Source organism: Shewanella profunda, assembly GCF_023283765.1.
GTDB classification, from domain to species: Bacteria; Pseudomonadota; Gammaproteobacteria; order Enterobacterales; family Shewanellaceae; genus Shewanella; species Shewanella profunda.
Map to the genome: position 1 here is coordinate 57,814 of NZ_JAKILG010000015.1, position 14,557 is coordinate 72,370.

The window sequence follows — 14,557 nt, forward strand, 5'->3', positions numbered from 1 at the left end:
ATGCAAAACCGCAAACCCTATGTTCGTCCTATGCAGAGAGCTTGGTGGTCCGAGAATAACTTCTTCAGTTGGTATATGGTGCGAGAATTAACCATAGTGCCGCTGATCCTATTCACACTGAATCTTTGCGCAGGTTTATTTGCTCTGGTCTCAAGCAGCGATGCTTGGAGCAACTGGATTTACTTTTCGTCTCACCCAGTCATGTTACTTATCAATGTTTTGGCATTGATTGGTGCACTCTATCATGCCAAGACATTCTTCAGCATGATGCCCCAGGTGATGCCAATTAAGCTGGGTGAAAAAGTAGTGCCAACTGGCGTAATCGTTGGGGTTCAGTGGTTACTGTTAGTGCTAGTGTCACTCGTGGCGATAGCCTGTATTTAGTAGGAGAATATTATGATCAATTATTCACCAAAGCGCTCTGATGAACCCATTTGGTGGGGCCTGTTCGGCGCGGGTGGCGTTTGGTTTGCCATGATTACACCGGTAACCGTACTCGTGATGGGGATCCTGTTGCCCTTACATGGATTTGGATTGGTAGATATCAGCTATGACAAGGTTTATGCATTTGTCAGTAGCCCCATCGGTGGCGGGTTTACCGTGCTGTCTTTATCCCTACCTATGTGGCATGCGATGCACCGAGTTCACCATGGCTTGCATGACTTACAAATCCACTTAGGTTCCGTTGGCAAATACGCTTGCTACTTAGCTGCGGCCTTGGTGACGGTACTTGCTACGGTTTGGGTAATACAGTTAAGTTAACTATATCGTTAAGTTGATGGTTTCAGAGGTATGATAGGCAGAATTGTTCTGCCTATTTCTGTTAGCTATCGCCAAACAACCTCAAAATGAGATTGCCTACATTTTGGGGTTTTTGGCTATTTAAATAGCTAAGATATTATTGATGTAAACACTCACCCTATAGGATGGTCTATGCTTGCCACCGATAAGCGATTTGACTTAGTCAAACCGATGAAATTCAAGAAACATTTGATTACCAGCATTTTTATGGCAATGGTGTTGATCTTGATCATTATGGTGGCGGCAACTTTTCATCTCCTAAAATCCACCCATGATGAGAGCCTTAAGCAGCGTGGATTAGAATTAGCCAGTATTCTTGCACTAGATCCCGTGGTCATTGAGGCTGTTGAGCGCGCTAATGTAACACCAGAAGTATCGATCCGATCTTATATTGAAAATCTCCGTGCTCAGACTAGTGTCTCTTTTATTGTTGTGGTGAATAAAGAAGCTATACGCCTGAGCCATCCTGAAGAATCAAAACTATATCATCCCTTTGTGGGAGATGACCTCAAACCCGTATTAAGTGAGGGAATTAAAGTCAGTACCTTTGCCGAAGGTTCACTTGGCCCCGCTATTCGCAGTTTTTCCCCTGTCATCAGCAATGGTGAAGTCATTGGCGCGGTATGTGTCGGTATTCTTACCAAGGAAGTGAGCCTGCTCTTCCTTCAAAGCCACGCCAATCTCCTCTTTGTTGTCATCTTAGTTTTAATGATTGCCGTATTGCTGATTATCGTGGTGTTATCAAAATTAAAACGTACCATGCAATACCTCGAGCCAGAGTTAGTGATAAAACGATTAATGGAGCATGACCGTATTTTCAATGCCATCCATGATCCCATTATTTCGGTCAGTAATGATTTCACCATCTCAGCCATCAATGATATCGCGACTCAGGTTTTACCTATGGGTAGCATGAGTAAACAAGATTATATCGGACAGCCATTGTCACATTTTTCGTCAGCGCTGAGTCAGATAACTAAGGCCAGCCATAGAGAAGCGTCCTCCGAGCGGCTCCGATTAGGTAAACTCGATTACAGAGTGTGTATTTATCCATGGCAAATAAACCAAGAGCAACACGGTTACGTGATTATTTTTCTTGCGGATATGGAGCTTAACGACCTTAGAAAAGAGCTGCTTCACTATAAAAACTATTCTGAACAGCTGCGAAGTAAAACCCACGAGTATTCAAACAAACTCAATGTATTATCAGGCATGCTACAGTTAAAGCATTATGATGAAGTCATAGAGTTTATCGACCGTGAGAGTAAGGGCCATCAACGTATTATCGGTAATATTGTACGCTCCATTCATAACAGTTTAGTGGCCTCTATCCTGCTGGCAAAATACAATAAAGCGACAGAAGCCAACGTAAAATATGTGCTAGACGAGGACAATAATCTTCTCAATTACAGTAAGCTAGTCTCTGAGAAGTTGGCCACCATTCTGGGGAATCTCATCGACAATGCTATTCTTGCCGCTTCGAGTAATCGCAATAATGCACCACCAGAAGTACAGGTTTATGTTAGTGATCGCAGTCAACATATTATTTTAGAAGTTCAAGATAGTGGTTCGGGGGTTATGCCAGAGATAGCCGATACCATTTTTGATTTTGGGGTCACCAGCAAGACAGAGCATGAACAATCTGGAATAGGGTTATATCTGGTTAACGAACTTGTAAAACAGTTTAGTGGGAGCCTCGATTGGGAACGCACCGAGGATAACACCACTTTATTCTCCATTTACATTGAGAAGAGCGAAGTAAAACGCTATGAGGCAGAAAGTCACCACCATGATTATTGAGGATGATCCTAAGGCTAGTTACGCCTTGGAATCTATCATTCATCAACATCCCGATTTCGAAGTCGTTGTCGTCAGTGAAACCTATCAAGATGCACTGATGCACTACAATCTCTATACACCTCAACTGGTTTTTGTGGACATTACCTTGCCCGATGGCAGTGGAATTGATGTGATCAAACAACTGCGCAGTCAAGGAGCTAATTGTTATTTCATTATGACAACCGCTGAACGCGAGGCTACTACCGTTGAACAAGTAGTCCAACTCGGTGTGAGTGATTACCTCGTAAAACCACTGCGTATGTCGAGGGTTCGCCAAGCACTCGATGATTACAAGCTGTATCGACAAAAACTGGCATGCCATGAAACCATGGATCAATGTGTGATCGATCATATCCTAGGCAAACGCACAAACCTCCCCATGCGGCGAACGCCTAAAGGGATTGATGCCAATACACTCGATACGCTAAAAGAGATCCTCAGAAAAGAACAACTAACTGATTTTTCTGGGGACGATATTAGTGACCGCATGAATGTCAGTCGCATCACCATCCGCCGCTATCTGGAATATCTTGAATCAGAGGGGGTGATAAAAATGGTATTGAACTATAAAACGGGTGGGCGTCCAAGCAGGGTCTACCAACTGATTGATGTTGATTTGCTTGGCTAATGAAAAACGGTAACCAACAGATGTTTATCTGTTGGTTACCGTTAGTATTGCTTCTAACCGCCTAATTTGCAGGGGTAAATATATTAGGCAGTCATTTCGGCAATTTTGAGTTTCCAGGTTTGTGGCCCGGTTTCGTGCACATTTCCGCCTAGGCTATCCACGGCGACAGTCACTGGCATATCTTCAACATCAAACTCATAAATGGCTTCCATTCCAAGATCTTCGAATGCAAGGATCTTGGCTGACTTAATCGCCTTTGCCACTAAGTATGCCGCGCCACCTACGGCCATCAAATACACGGCTTGATTTTTCTTAATCGATTCAACCGTAGCAGCACCACGCTCCGATTTACCAATCATACCCATTAAGCCCGCTTGCTCTAGCATCATATCGGTGAACTTATCCATACGGGTCGAGGTCGTTGGGCCTGCAGGGCCAACCACTTCATCACCCACGGCATCTACTGGACCTACGTAGTAGATAAAACGATTCTGGAAATCAACAGGGAAAGATTCTCCCCGCGCAAGCATGTCTTGAATACGTTTATGGGCGGCATCACGACCGGTGAGAATTTTACCTGAGAGCAGAACCGTTTCACCAGAGCGCCACTCAGCGATATCGGCTTTTGTAAGTTTATTTACATCTACTCGACGTACATTATTACCCACTTCCCACGTTACCTCTGGCCAATCGGCAAGCTTGGGTGGGGTTAACTTAGCTGGCCCATTGCCATCTAATGTAAAATGCACGTGCCGCGTTGCTGCACAATTCGGAATAATACATACGGGTTTGGATGCTGCATGTGTAGGTGCGGTTTTGATTTTGATATCCACAACTGTGGTCATCCCACCTAAACCTTGCGCGCCAATACCGAGTTTGTTCACACGTTCAAAAATATCTAAGCGCAACACTTCTTCGGCAGTTTGTGCTCCCCGCTCCTGTAATTCGTGGATATCAACAGAGCCCATCAGCGCTTCTTTCGCCATCAATGCCGCTTTTTCGGCCGTACCACCGATACCAATACCCAACATGCCAGGTGGACACCAACCAGCGCCCATTAGCGGTACCGTTTTCTCCACCCATGCCGCAATATCATCCGATGGGTTTAGCATCGCCATTTTAGTCTTGTTCTCTGAGCCGCCGCCCTTGGCCGCGATCATAATATCAACTTTATCGCCGGGAACCATTTCTATATGGACGACCGCAGGACCATTGGTATTCGTGTTTTTACGGGCGCCAGCAGGATCGGAGACGACCGACATCCGCAATGGATTGGTTATACTGCTGTAGGCTCTCTTAGTACCTTCATCAACCATTTCCTGTACCGTCATATCGGTATCCCACTGTACTTGCATGCCAATTTTGACAAAGCAAGTCACAATCCCCGTATCTTGGCAGATAGGACGCTTACCTTCTGCAGCCATTCTTGAGTTAATCAATATTTGGGCAATAGCATCTTTAGCCGCGACACTTTTCTCAGCGTGGTACGCCTTTTCCATCGCGCGAATAAAATCCAGTGGATGATAGTAGGAGATGTATTGAAGCGCATCTTCGATACTGTCAATAAAATCGACTTTCTTTATAGTTGTCATAACGTTCCCTTGTATTATTTACAGCAAGCAAGGGCGAGGGGAAATAAATACCGCGCCCGATACATGATTAATATAGCCCGATCACTTTCCACCAAATTCCGCCCACAAGGGTCCAAATGGTGATTTGTAATAATCCCATTGCAAAACCTACGCTCCACCATTTAGGCAGTGACACATGGCCAGCCCCAAAAAGGATAGGTGCAGGCCCAGTTCCGTAGTGAGTACCACAGGCATATAAGTTAGAAGTAAAACCAAAGATAAGCGCCGCTAGAAGACCTGGAGCACCTAGTTGGATCGCCACTGCAAGAAATACAGAATAAAGTGCAGCAACGTGGGCAGTTGCAGATGCAAAGGCGTAATGGATGTAAAAGTAGATTAATACCAATGAAAACAGTGCAACTGGCCAATCTAAACCACTCAGATTAGCGGCGATATTGGTACCAAACCATGTAATCAGACCAAGCTTGTTTAGGAAAGTGGCCATCATCACCAGCGCGGAAAACCAAACCAGCGTATTCCAAGCCCCTTTTTCCTTCAGCACATCATCCCAACTGAGCACATTAGCTGTCACGAGTATGATTAAACCAACCATGGCAGCAGTTGTACCGCTGACGCCTAATGCAGGCCCACCAATCCAGAGCGCGATTAAGGCAATAAAAGTCCCCAGAGTAGTCCACTCCGTTAGCTTCATTTTACCCATATCAGCAAGGGCTCTTGCAGCAATCTGAGGGGCTTGTGGAGTAGATGTAATACTCGGTTTATTTAGCATGTAAGCAAACAATGGCATTAATATGAGCGCCACAATCCCCGGAACTAATGCAGCTAAAGCCCATTGACCCCAAGTGATCTCTACCCCCATATCCGCAGCTAATTTCGCCGCAAGAGGATTAGCAGCCATACCGGTTAGAAACATAGCACCAGTGATAGTCGTGCCATGAAAAACCGTTGTCATCAGGAAGCTACCTATCTTACCCGAAGTGCCATCTTCCGCTTTTGAGCCGTAGGCATCTGCGACTGAGTTAGCCAGAGGAAACACAATCCCGCCTGTACGGGCAGTATTAGATGGAATCGCTGGCGCTAGGATCAAATCTGTTAACAGCAAGCCATAGGATAGACTCAGTGTTTTTTTGCCAAGTAATCTCATAAACACAAAACCAATGCGTGCTCCTAGCCCGCTCTTGATAAACGCTCTTGAGATGAAAAAAGCTGTCACAATTAACCAAATAACGTCATTAGAGAACCCTGTCAGTGACTCTTTAATCGTCAACGTTCCTGTTAACGCCGTTATTGTTATTCCCCCGATAGCAACGGCACCCATTGGAATAGGCTCTAGGATAAGACCTAACACAGTTGCAGCAAAAATGGCTAACAAGTGCCAGGCAGTTGGATCAACGCCCGCTGGTACAGGAGTCAACCAAATTCCACCACCTACTGCCAACATAATCAGCCATGAGATGATTTTTTTATTCATGGTAAGCACCAATTTAAATTTATTTGAAGTTATTGCTGCAAAGCGGCGAAACATCACACATTTCCACTGCTGCAACATAGGTTTGAGTTACGCCGTAACCTTAACCAAAATCGAAAATTAAATAGGCGAGGGGGAGTTTTATGTAACTTTGTTTGTTTTTTGTTTCTTAAAAGTACTTATGTAACTTTTTGCGTGGATTAAGAGGTCACAATGGCTCTAATGGCGTGGAAAAAACTGTCTATGTAAGTCCCAGCCCCATTTGCATCTAATTGAGCGTGTCAGTAAACATTTGAGAATTAGTTACTTTATTGTCATTTTTTAACCGTACCTACCTTAGTAACTATCAAAGCATATGTTGGCATGCCAGCAATTTGACCTTTTAATAGCATACAGTGTAGTTAATCAATCAAAGTTCAGATATTGAGCAGGTTTAACTCAGAAACGTAGTGGGCAATGGCTTTGCACTTTACAAAAATTAACGCCTGTATAACGGCAAACATGCGAACCTTCGAAATGGTAGGCGTGTTAATGAGGATCTTTAGTTTTTCACTCGTTAGTTGGCTCGGACCAGAAAGTCCTTTTATGTTTGTTTGGATATTCAATACTATAGATGCAGTGTTACTGACATGGTGTGCCGCATTACGTAGGGATAGCGCTTACACTTTACTGAATGGATTTTGGATCCTGATTGGGGTTATTGGTATTGCAAGGGCGGGAGGATTTATTCACTGATACAAAAATAGTGAGTGATAATATCAATATCAATATCAATATCAATATCAATCATGGTATTAGCTAGTACTGACCACTTCACAGTGTAACTGAAGTCATTCTAATAAATTTTCGCTAAAAACAAGCCCACGCTTAATAAAAGCATGGGCTCTAAACATTATGAAGAAACAATCACTATGCTGCTTTAATCAATCACAATATCCACACCGAAACGGTTAGATAGCAAACGCTGCTCATGCAAAATTTCAATTCTACGGCGGGTCTCTTGGGTTAACTTATCTTTAAGACGCAATCCATTCGTTATGACGGCTTTTTTGACTTTCTTACGTTTCGTTGGCAAATCAAGAGCCGGACTTCCAATAACCTGAGATTCGATAGACATAGTGGTTAACTCCTTTAAATTGAACCCACAACAGGCTCATTCTGTAAACCCTGCTCAATTCCAATAAACAGGTTAGGTATAGCGACTAATACACCAATAAATATATGACGTTTTGCACGCTAACTGTCGAAATGTTGTACTCAATACAATCACTCAATCAATAGATTAAAACTGAGTGACAATCTGACTAATATGAGAAGCAATTAAGTATCGATTTACTTTATCACCTAACAAAATAAATCGACTCAGCGGCATAACCCAGAGATAGAGGACAAGTGAGTAATACAATAAATAAGAGCGGCAAACTCTGCTGCGTAACATTTAAGTTACGCAACAGTACTACAGTTGGCCTACATTTACGACTTATATGACATAGGACCAAGATAATCTTTTTTACCAACATCAACGCCATTATGACGCAAAATCGCGTAAGCCGTTGTAATATGAAAATAAAGATTTGGAATTGCATGTTCAATTGCAAATTCATATCCGGTAAGATATTTTCCTTCCCAACGTGGTTGCGACACATGAACAGCAGCCGCATTCGCAAAATCTTCCTCTTTGAATTGTGCAAGATAATCCAACACTGAAGTAATGCGCGCCTGTAACTCAGGAAGTGTTATCTCAGTATCATCGTGCTTTGGCACTGTATCCAAATTGCCAGTTAAACGGGCTACGCCAATTTTGGCAGTATCGCAAGCAATTTGGATCTGGCGAATAAGATTGAATTGATCCGGCGCTAAACGCGAGTTTAATAGAACCGCCATATCGACTTTTTTAAGGTTTGCGAAATATTCGCCTTTTTCAAGAATAACGCTTAAATTTTTCAGCATCTTGCTAAATTGTACAACCGTTAAATCATAAAGCATGGCATCGACCTCCCTGATGGACGCTACAAACAAAGATGCAGCACTTTACTCTATTTGGGGGCAAATAAACCAATTTCAATGCCCATCAAACATAAGCTTTAGCTTAACAATTTATATTCTTATAGAAAATAGATTAAGTATATGAAAAAACTGGAGGAAGGTTGAAGGATCTCTGTTGAAATAAACCGTCGAATTGTCTAGAAAACAATAATAGTCAATAAATGTCATTAACGAAAAAAGCCTCATCTTTCGATGAGGCTTATCTCTTAATGTTGGCGGAGCGGACGGGACTCGAACCCGCGACCCCCGGCGTGACAGGCCGTGCAGATATGGATTTTAGCGCGTTACCTATTTTGCCTAAATTGTTGTCAATTGATTTAATTAGCATTATCCAGATGACCATCGGACTGTTAATTAACGACAATTAACGACAACTTGGTGGTCACGGTCACGAAAACCTGTCTTTTTACTGATCAATATTTGATCAGTTTTGGGAGGTAAAAAAGTATTCCTTAAAAGGATACCCCAAGCAAACTAGCTTCATCCCGCTGCCAATTGGTTCGCTATATATTGATTTTAAACCCTACTCGCACTAGCATCATAAACCACACCCTAAAAGAACCAAATGAGGCAAAATGTTTATTCGGGCCTACCTGCGCGCATCTACAGATGAACAAGATGCCAATCGAGCCAGAAATGAGTTGGTTCAGTTTTCAGAAAGTAAAAATATTCGTATAGCCAGTTTTTATACCGAGACGCAATCAGGGGCGAAAATTGAACGGCCTGAACTTGGGCGCTTGATCATGGACTCTCACCCTGGCGATGTTTTACTCATTGAAAAAGTCGATAGGTTGTCTCGCCTCCCCTTCGAGCAATGGAAGGTTCTAAAAAGTAAATTGGTAAAAGCCAATATTCATATTGTTGTCGTTGACCAGCCAATGACACATGGGATCTTAAATGGCACAGAAGAACATACCATGATCGCAAAGGTACTGACTGAGTTCATGATTGATTTAGCCGCGGCAATGGCCAGAGATGATTACGAGACAAGAAGAAAGCGACAGGCGCAAGGCATCGAAAAGGCCAAAACCTTAGGCAAATACCTTGGACGTCAGCCTGACCATGGATTAAGGCAAAATATTCGGTTACTACTCGATGAAGGGAAAAGCTGGTCACAAGTGCAGAGTCTGCTTAAATGCAGTCGTTCTACCATTGCTAAAGCGGTAAAATTGAGTGTAGAGGCTTCAACATGAATAACTAGGTGTTATTAATATCACTAGGTAACGCGCGTTATTTATATATTAAACAGTGGTTAATTAAGTGACTTTGTATGCTTTGTCGTTGGCTCAAAAAAAGCAACGCTGTAATAGTGGTTTCACCGTTAACATAACTGACCTCATACAATATTCTAAAATCCTCTTTAACAGCATGCCTAACCTGAGTAACGCCAAGCTCAACTAATTCCTGACATAGTGCGTAACTCAAAGGATTTTGCGTCACGGATGCTTCAAAGGCATCAATAACCATCTCTATACGCTCGATAATAGCGATCTCATCATTCCATTGTGAGTAGTGAGATATCGCGCTATCGACAGTATCTTCAAACGTCTTGGTATATTGAAGTCTCACCACAGACATACTACTTATCCTTTAACGCGAGTTTACGATCCGCCAAGCGTTCCTTGAATGCACTTGATGACATCGTGCGGCCATTTTGTTGGTCACTTTTCGCAAAACTGACCAACTTAAGTAAAGCAATCGCCTCATCGCGACGATTTCTATCTGCTACTGATTCGATAACGTAAGCAGGAACGCCATTTTGAGTAATCATCATCGGCTCATCTAGGGACAAGCTCGCTGCATTTTTCTTCAAAAAGCTGATTGTTTCTATGTTCATAGATTTGTACCAGATTGATTTTTGAGAAATGAAAACCCCATTCAGGGGTCATAATTATATCACGCGACAAGCAACAAGACCAAATTTAGACCGAATTTAAACCTATTATTTTTGGACGTATTCCGTATGATTTAAGCCAACCGGTTTAGTGAAACATCCGTTCAAAGGGATATCGGATGTAATTCAACGGTGAACCAAATACAACTGATCACCATAGAAGCTAAGCAGCCTTATGTTAGAGGAAATACTGAGGATGAGTTAAAATCAATTTGCCATTGATTGTAGGGTAAAATGCCCTCTGGCAGCCCATAATGGGCCCAAAGGGCAATGAATGATACGGCGTGGTTCTGGGCTAGACTAATTCACATAACCTTAAAATAAAAGCTACCGTATTTTAATCACCGCAGCTTTAACAAGTACAAAGACTTCATGTTATTTACCACTATTACCCGAGGTACAAAATACACCTTTAAATACCTGCAAAGTTACTGCTAACGCACCAACGATAAATACAACATCGCCGATGGTGCGTATCCAGCGTAATGTTATCAACGTATCACTTTGTAATAGCGCTTCACTACGGGCATACCAGAGACCTTCAGATGCGCTGGCAATAAACTGGATAATTCCTACAGGTAAAAGGCTAGTAAATAACATTAATGCTAGGCCAATATTCATCCACCAAAATGATGTTTTCATTAAGCGATCATTAAATATCAAGTGCGGTCGAATATATCTCAATACCAGTAACGTGAAACCAAGAGCTAAGAAGCCATAGACTCCAAACAATGCAGCATGTGCATGAGTGGCCGTTGTGTTAAGTCCTTGAATATAATATAAGGAAATAGGTGGATTAATCATAAACCCTAATACACCTGCACCTAACATATTCCAAAATGCAACAGCAACAAAATACATAATCGGCCATTTTACATTTGCCATCCAAGGGGCTCTATTTTTTAATTTATAATGCTCCCATGCTTCATAACCGAGCACTATTAAAGGAACGACTTCAAGAGCACTAAAAGTTGCACCTACGGCCATTACTGGTGTTGTTGTACCAGAGAAATATAGATGATGGAAAGTCCCAGGAACTCCTCCTAACAAAAACAATGAGGCTGATGCTAACGAAGCGACCGTTGCCATCCGTTTGGTTACTAATCCCATATTGAAAAAAATAAATGCCAATGCGGTTGTCGCAAATACTTCAAAGAAACCCTCTACCCATAAATGAACGATCCACCATCGCCAGTACTCCATGATGGAGATATGCGTACGTTCACCATAAAAGAATCCTGCTCCGTAAAATAAGCCTATAGCTATCACCGATAGCATAAATAATACTAAGAGATTTTTATCGCCTTTTTGCTGTAACGCTGGAGTAATACAACGCATCATTAACACTAACCATAAAACGATTCCTGTAAACTTACCTATTTGCCAAATACGACCTAAATCCACATACTCATAACCTTGGTGTCCTAACCAAAAACTCAGGCTTGCTGGCATTATTTGTGCTATTGCTAAATAGTTACCGATGAACGAACCAACAACTACGATGACTAATGCCCAGAATAATATATCTACCCCCATTTTTTGGAATTTGGGATCTCTTCCACCATTAATAATAGGAGCAAGAAATAGCCCCGCGGCAAGAAACCCTGTCGCAATCCAGAATAATGCTGACTGAATATGCCAAGTTCGCACTAAACTATAAGGAAACCACTCTGAGGTTTGAATTCCATAGAAACTTTGTCCTTCTATTGTATAATGTGCAGTAAAACCACCTATGAATACTTGGAATGTAAATAAAGAAACAATGAGTAACAAATATTTAGCTAAGGCTTTTTGCGAAGCAGTTAAGCTAAACGACAAGATAGGGTCATGCTCAGGAGCAACAGGCTCGCCATCTTCTTTACGTAAAAATGCCCATGCCCAAATAAGTGCACCTATGCCGGCAACCAAAATGACCACGCTAATGATGGACCAAACGATATTTTCAGTTGTTGGTTTATTGTCAATTAATGGCTCATGAGGCCAGTTATTTGTATAGGTCGCCTTGCCGTCAGTACGTTCAGTTGCAGCCGACCAAGCTGTCCAAAAAAAGAACTCCGATAAACGTGCTCGTCGCTCTGGATTAGGCAAAGTGACATCTTTCATAGCATAGTTTTCACGTGTTTTTTGCAGTTCAGGTGCACCACCAAAAAGTGCGCTATAGTAAACGCCAGTTTGTTCAATCGCTTTTATACGCCTTGGTGATAAAGTTACTATGTCCTCCTTAACATTATAAGTATTAGTTCTGTACTCTTGCTTAAGCTCATATCGCAGCATATGCTGCTGCTGACCAGTGAGCTCAGAATACGGACGATGAAATTCATCTTCAGCGGCTAAATCTAACCATGCAAGAAGTTCACGATGTAACCAATCAGCTGTCCAATCCGGAGCTTGGTACGCACCATGTCCCCAAACAGATCCCAGTTGCATGCCACCAACAGATTGCCAAGCCGTTTGTCCATCCAATATTTGCTCTTCGGTTGTTAAAATATCACCATTCGTAGAGACAAATGATGCTGGTATCGGAGGCGCACTTCGATATATCTCTGTGCCAAAATAACCTAATATAGAAAATGTAACGGCGAAGATACCTAACAAGGTCCACCACAATTTTTTGTACTCTTCCATGATATAACTCCTAATAATTATTATGTATTAAAATAACTTTATATTTTCATACGAGCTGATTTTCAACGGCTCTAATTTATTAAATATTAATGCTTATCGCAAATAACGTTTTTTAAATCACATTAACACTTACTAATTATTATTTACCCCAACCCACCATTGCATTACTTTTACAATATGCAGCCTAATCAAAAATGTTTTCATTTAAACTATTCATATAAAATTAGAGTATAATTTAAAAACACATCACGATAAATTAATAATTTCACTTATGCTAAATTTATAGAGGTAAAGTCTACAATTACCAAAAATCACCTTAGCGCCAAATTTTTAACTCGGAAAAACAATAATCAAGATCAGTTTAATAGAAGAATACCATTATTATAATTTCCAATTCGTAAAGGTCATTTATTTTGTTTTAAACATTCCTAATTGTTGTACAATTTTCTCTGTAACTTGATTTAAATAATCTCCTTGTTGTTCTAGATCAGCACAATCGCTCGAGTTAGATCCTGAGAGTATCTTAAGAATTTCTATCTCCTTACTTACATCACCAACTAATCTGTTCACATAGCTAATATCTACGTTTCCATTGCCTTGCTCTTGCCCAATCAGTGTCAGAATTTCACTTATATTTTCACAAGCAATATTCAGTTCTAACTGGCTAGTGGCGGTATAATCTGAAAGTAAAATAATTGCGGAAGTTTGCGATTTCATCTGGCTGCCCGCATCGAGCACAGCTTTCGATATCCCAGAAATAATTTGGTTAATTTCATTTAGGCTGTCTTGTGTTGATTTGGCGAGATTTCTTACCTCATCCGCAACAACTGCAAAGCCACGACCGTGCTCTCCTGCTCGTGCCGCTTCAATAGCTGCATTTAATGCTAAAAGATTTGTTTGATCTGCGAGCTTATCGATGGCTGATACGACTCCTTCAATAGTCATTGTTTGTTCCGAAAGTTGATTGAACTTCCGTTCAAGCTGTTCATTACTTGCAATGAATGAACCTAAATCATTAACCATGGCCCCCATATTTTGGTTAGACCGCAGGAGGCCAATTTGTGTGTTTTCTACCTGCAAACGCGTCTCATCAGCTTTAGACTGTAGAGCTAATGAGGTCTTATCTAAGGTTTCGATCTGAGCGGTCAAAATACTTACTCGATTATCCTGCTCTTTGATACGACCAAAAATATTTTGAGCCTTTAATTTTAGAAGAACAGATATTTCATCAGAGGCTATGGCCTGATGTTGAATATCGATTAAAGCACCTTTTACATTTTCTCTAAATGTATTAATTACACGAAGAACTTTATCAATTTCACTGTTGTATTGGCTGTCAATTTTACAGGGTACAGAAAGATCTTTCCTTTCAAAGTTTTTCAAATAAACAGTAACATTTTTCAACGAATCTACTCCCCAAACCTTTTCGTCTATATCATGAATAATTAGAAAAACTGTTATAACGTATTGGATTATTTGCGAAAGTAAAACTTCAGTTAAAAATGTAGCATTAACAAAAAGTATAATAGCACCTAGCCAGTGGATAACCCTCATCCGAATAAATAGTGAACGCATATATTTCCTCTGTAAACCCAAACACTTTAATAAGATAACCATCTAAAAATAAACACTTAAAATTCAGACTATCAATTGTATGCAATGCA

The 14,557-nt window shown here is 41.3% G+C and carries 15 protein-coding genes; 7 read left to right on the plus strand and 8 right to left on the minus strand.

The genetic code is table 11. The features are described from left to right. The 4 genes from frdC to L2744_RS09705 all read left to right on the plus strand — a co-directional run bounded on the left by frdC (position 1) and on the right by L2744_RS09705 (position 3,268). Positions 1 to 384 (plus strand): fumarate reductase subunit FrdC, encoded by a 384-nt coding sequence (gene frdC, locus L2744_RS09690; protein ID WP_248991721.1) that lies wholly within the window; start codon positions 1 to 3, stop codon positions 382 to 384. A 12-nt stretch (positions 385 to 396) separates the two neighbouring features. Beyond that, complete coding sequence (frdD, locus tag L2744_RS09695; protein ID WP_248991722.1) at positions 397 to 762, plus strand: fumarate reductase subunit FrdD; 366 nt, start codon at positions 397 to 399, stop codon at positions 760 to 762. A gap of 171 nt (positions 763 to 933) precedes the next feature. Beyond that, positions 934 to 2,601: an ATP-binding protein gene (locus L2744_RS09700; RefSeq protein WP_248991723.1), complete on the plus strand. Its 1,668-nt coding sequence runs from the start codon at positions 934 to 936 to the stop codon at positions 2,599 to 2,601. Beyond that, positions 2,591 to 3,268 carry a response regulator gene (locus L2744_RS09705; RefSeq protein WP_248991724.1) on the plus strand — a complete coding sequence of 226 codons (678 nt, stop codon included), beginning with the start codon at positions 2,591 to 2,593 and terminating at the stop codon, positions 3,266 to 3,268. Before L2744_RS09700 ends, L2744_RS09705 begins: the two co-directional genes overlap by 11 nt. An 83-nt stretch (positions 3,269 to 3,351) precedes the next feature. Here the strand turns inward: L2744_RS09705 and L2744_RS09710 are convergent, their stop codons facing one another. Continuing rightward, entirely contained in the window at positions 3,352 to 4,860 is a 1,509-nt protein-coding gene (locus L2744_RS09710) for a fumarate hydratase (protein WP_248991725.1), read from the minus strand. Positions 4,861 to 4,927: 67 nt separating this feature from the next. Next, a complete protein-coding gene (locus L2744_RS09715) occupies positions 4,928 to 6,331 on the minus strand; it encodes an anion permease (RefSeq protein WP_248991726.1) in 1,404 nt (467 codons plus the stop codon). A 513-nt stretch (positions 6,332 to 6,844) separates the two neighbouring features. Between L2744_RS09715 and L2744_RS21785 the strand changes: the two genes are divergently transcribed. Then, the gene (locus L2744_RS21785; protein ID WP_512700982.1) at positions 6,845 to 7,063 is read left to right on the plus strand and encodes a CBU_0592 family membrane protein; all 219 of its coding nucleotides are present in this window, start codon (positions 6,845 to 6,847) and stop codon (positions 7,061 to 7,063) included. 184 nt (positions 7,064 to 7,247) lie between these two features. On the opposite strand, the gene L2744_RS09720 is transcribed toward L2744_RS21785, so the two are convergent. Beyond that, positions 7,248 to 7,445, minus strand: a complete 198-nt coding sequence (locus L2744_RS09720; protein WP_248991727.1) for a hypothetical protein — start codon at positions 7,443 to 7,445, stop codon at positions 7,248 to 7,250. A 356-nt stretch (positions 7,446 to 7,801) separates the two neighbouring features. Then, positions 7,802 to 8,314, minus strand: a complete 513-nt coding sequence (locus L2744_RS09725; protein ID WP_248991728.1) for a DUF1993 domain-containing protein — start codon at positions 8,312 to 8,314, stop codon at positions 7,802 to 7,804. 221 nt (positions 8,315 to 8,535) lie between these two features. On the opposite strand from L2744_RS09725, the gene L2744_RS09730 reads away from it, so the two are divergent. Together L2744_RS09730 and L2744_RS09735 are read left to right on the plus strand one after the other, a co-directional pair. Then, the gene (locus tag L2744_RS09730) at positions 8,536 to 8,742 is read left to right on the plus strand and encodes a hypothetical protein (RefSeq protein ID WP_248991729.1); all 207 of its coding nucleotides are present in this window, start codon (positions 8,536 to 8,538) and stop codon (positions 8,740 to 8,742) included. Between the two features lie 207 nt (positions 8,743 to 8,949). Then, positions 8,950 to 9,567 (plus strand): recombinase family protein, encoded by a 618-nt coding sequence (locus L2744_RS09735; protein ID WP_248991730.1) that lies wholly within the window; start codon positions 8,950 to 8,952, stop codon positions 9,565 to 9,567. Positions 9,568 to 9,604: 37 nt separating this feature from the next. Here L2744_RS09735 and L2744_RS09740 read toward each other — a convergent pair whose 3' ends face one another. The 4 genes from L2744_RS09740 to L2744_RS21560 form a co-directional block, all read right to left on the minus strand. Beyond that, positions 9,605 to 9,952, minus strand: coding sequence for a type II toxin-antitoxin system RelE/ParE family toxin (locus L2744_RS09740; RefSeq protein WP_248991731.1), 348 nt, complete (start codon positions 9,950 to 9,952; stop codon positions 9,605 to 9,607). A 1-nt stretch (position 9,953) separates the two neighbouring features. Continuing rightward, positions 9,954 to 10,211: a prevent-host-death protein gene (locus tag L2744_RS09745; RefSeq protein ID WP_011846739.1), complete on the minus strand. Its 258-nt coding sequence runs from the start codon at positions 10,209 to 10,211 to the stop codon at positions 9,954 to 9,956. A 432-nt stretch (positions 10,212 to 10,643) separates the two neighbouring features. Then, positions 10,644 to 12,893: a nitric-oxide reductase large subunit gene (locus L2744_RS09750; protein WP_248991732.1), complete on the minus strand. Its 2,250-nt coding sequence runs from the start codon at positions 12,891 to 12,893 to the stop codon at positions 10,644 to 10,646. A gap of 408 nt (positions 12,894 to 13,301) precedes the next feature. After that, the gene (locus L2744_RS21560) at positions 13,302 to 14,468 is read right to left on the minus strand and encodes a methyl-accepting chemotaxis protein (RefSeq protein WP_283103936.1); all 1,167 of its coding nucleotides are present in this window, start codon (positions 14,466 to 14,468) and stop codon (positions 13,302 to 13,304) included. Between the last annotated feature and the right edge of the window lie 89 nt (positions 14,469 to 14,557).

Excerpts from the sequence above, each read along its gene's own strand:
- L2744_RS09730 (WP_248991729.1), top strand. The coding sequence starts at position 8,536 with ATGTCATTAACGAAAAAAGCCTCATCTTTCGATGAGGCTTATCTCTTA.
- L2744_RS09720 (WP_248991727.1), bottom strand. The coding sequence starts at position 7,445 with ATGTCTATCGAATCTCAGGTTATTGGAAGTCCGGCTCTTGATTTGCCA.
- L2744_RS09735 (WP_248991730.1), top strand. The coding sequence starts at position 8,950 with ATGTTTATTCGGGCCTACCTGCGCGCATCTACAGATGAACAAGATGCC.
- L2744_RS09710 (WP_248991725.1), bottom strand. The coding sequence starts at position 4,860 with ATGACAACTATAAAGAAAGTCGATTTTATTGACAGTATCGAAGATGCG.
- L2744_RS09705 (WP_248991724.1), top strand. The coding sequence starts at position 2,591 with ATGATTATTGAGGATGATCCTAAGGCTAGTTACGCCTTGGAATCTATC.
- L2744_RS09740 (WP_248991731.1), bottom strand. The coding sequence starts at position 9,952 with ATGTCTGTGGTGAGACTTCAATATACCAAGACGTTTGAAGATACTGTC.
- L2744_RS21785 (WP_512700982.1), top strand. The coding sequence starts at position 6,845 with ATGGTAGGCGTGTTAATGAGGATCTTTAGTTTTTCACTCGTTAGTTGG.
- L2744_RS21560 (WP_283103936.1), bottom strand. The coding sequence starts at position 14,468 with ATGCGTTCACTATTTATTCGGATGAGGGTTATCCACTGGCTAGGTGCT.
- frdD (WP_248991722.1), top strand. The coding sequence starts at position 397 with ATGATCAATTATTCACCAAAGCGCTCTGATGAACCCATTTGGTGGGGC.
- L2744_RS09715 (WP_248991726.1), bottom strand. The coding sequence starts at position 6,331 with ATGAATAAAAAAATCATCTCATGGCTGATTATGTTGGCAGTAGGTGGT.
- L2744_RS09700 (WP_248991723.1), top strand. The coding sequence starts at position 934 with ATGCTTGCCACCGATAAGCGATTTGACTTAGTCAAACCGATGAAATTC.
- frdC (WP_248991721.1), top strand. The coding sequence starts at position 1 with ATGCAAAACCGCAAACCCTATGTTCGTCCTATGCAGAGAGCTTGGTGG.
- L2744_RS09745 (WP_011846739.1), bottom strand. The coding sequence starts at position 10,211 with ATGAACATAGAAACAATCAGCTTTTTGAAGAAAAATGCAGCGAGCTTG.
- L2744_RS09750 (WP_248991732.1), bottom strand. The coding sequence starts at position 12,893 with ATGGAAGAGTACAAAAAATTGTGGTGGACCTTGTTAGGTATCTTCGCC.
- L2744_RS09725 (WP_248991728.1), bottom strand. The coding sequence starts at position 8,314 with ATGCTTTATGATTTAACGGTTGTACAATTTAGCAAGATGCTGAAAAAT.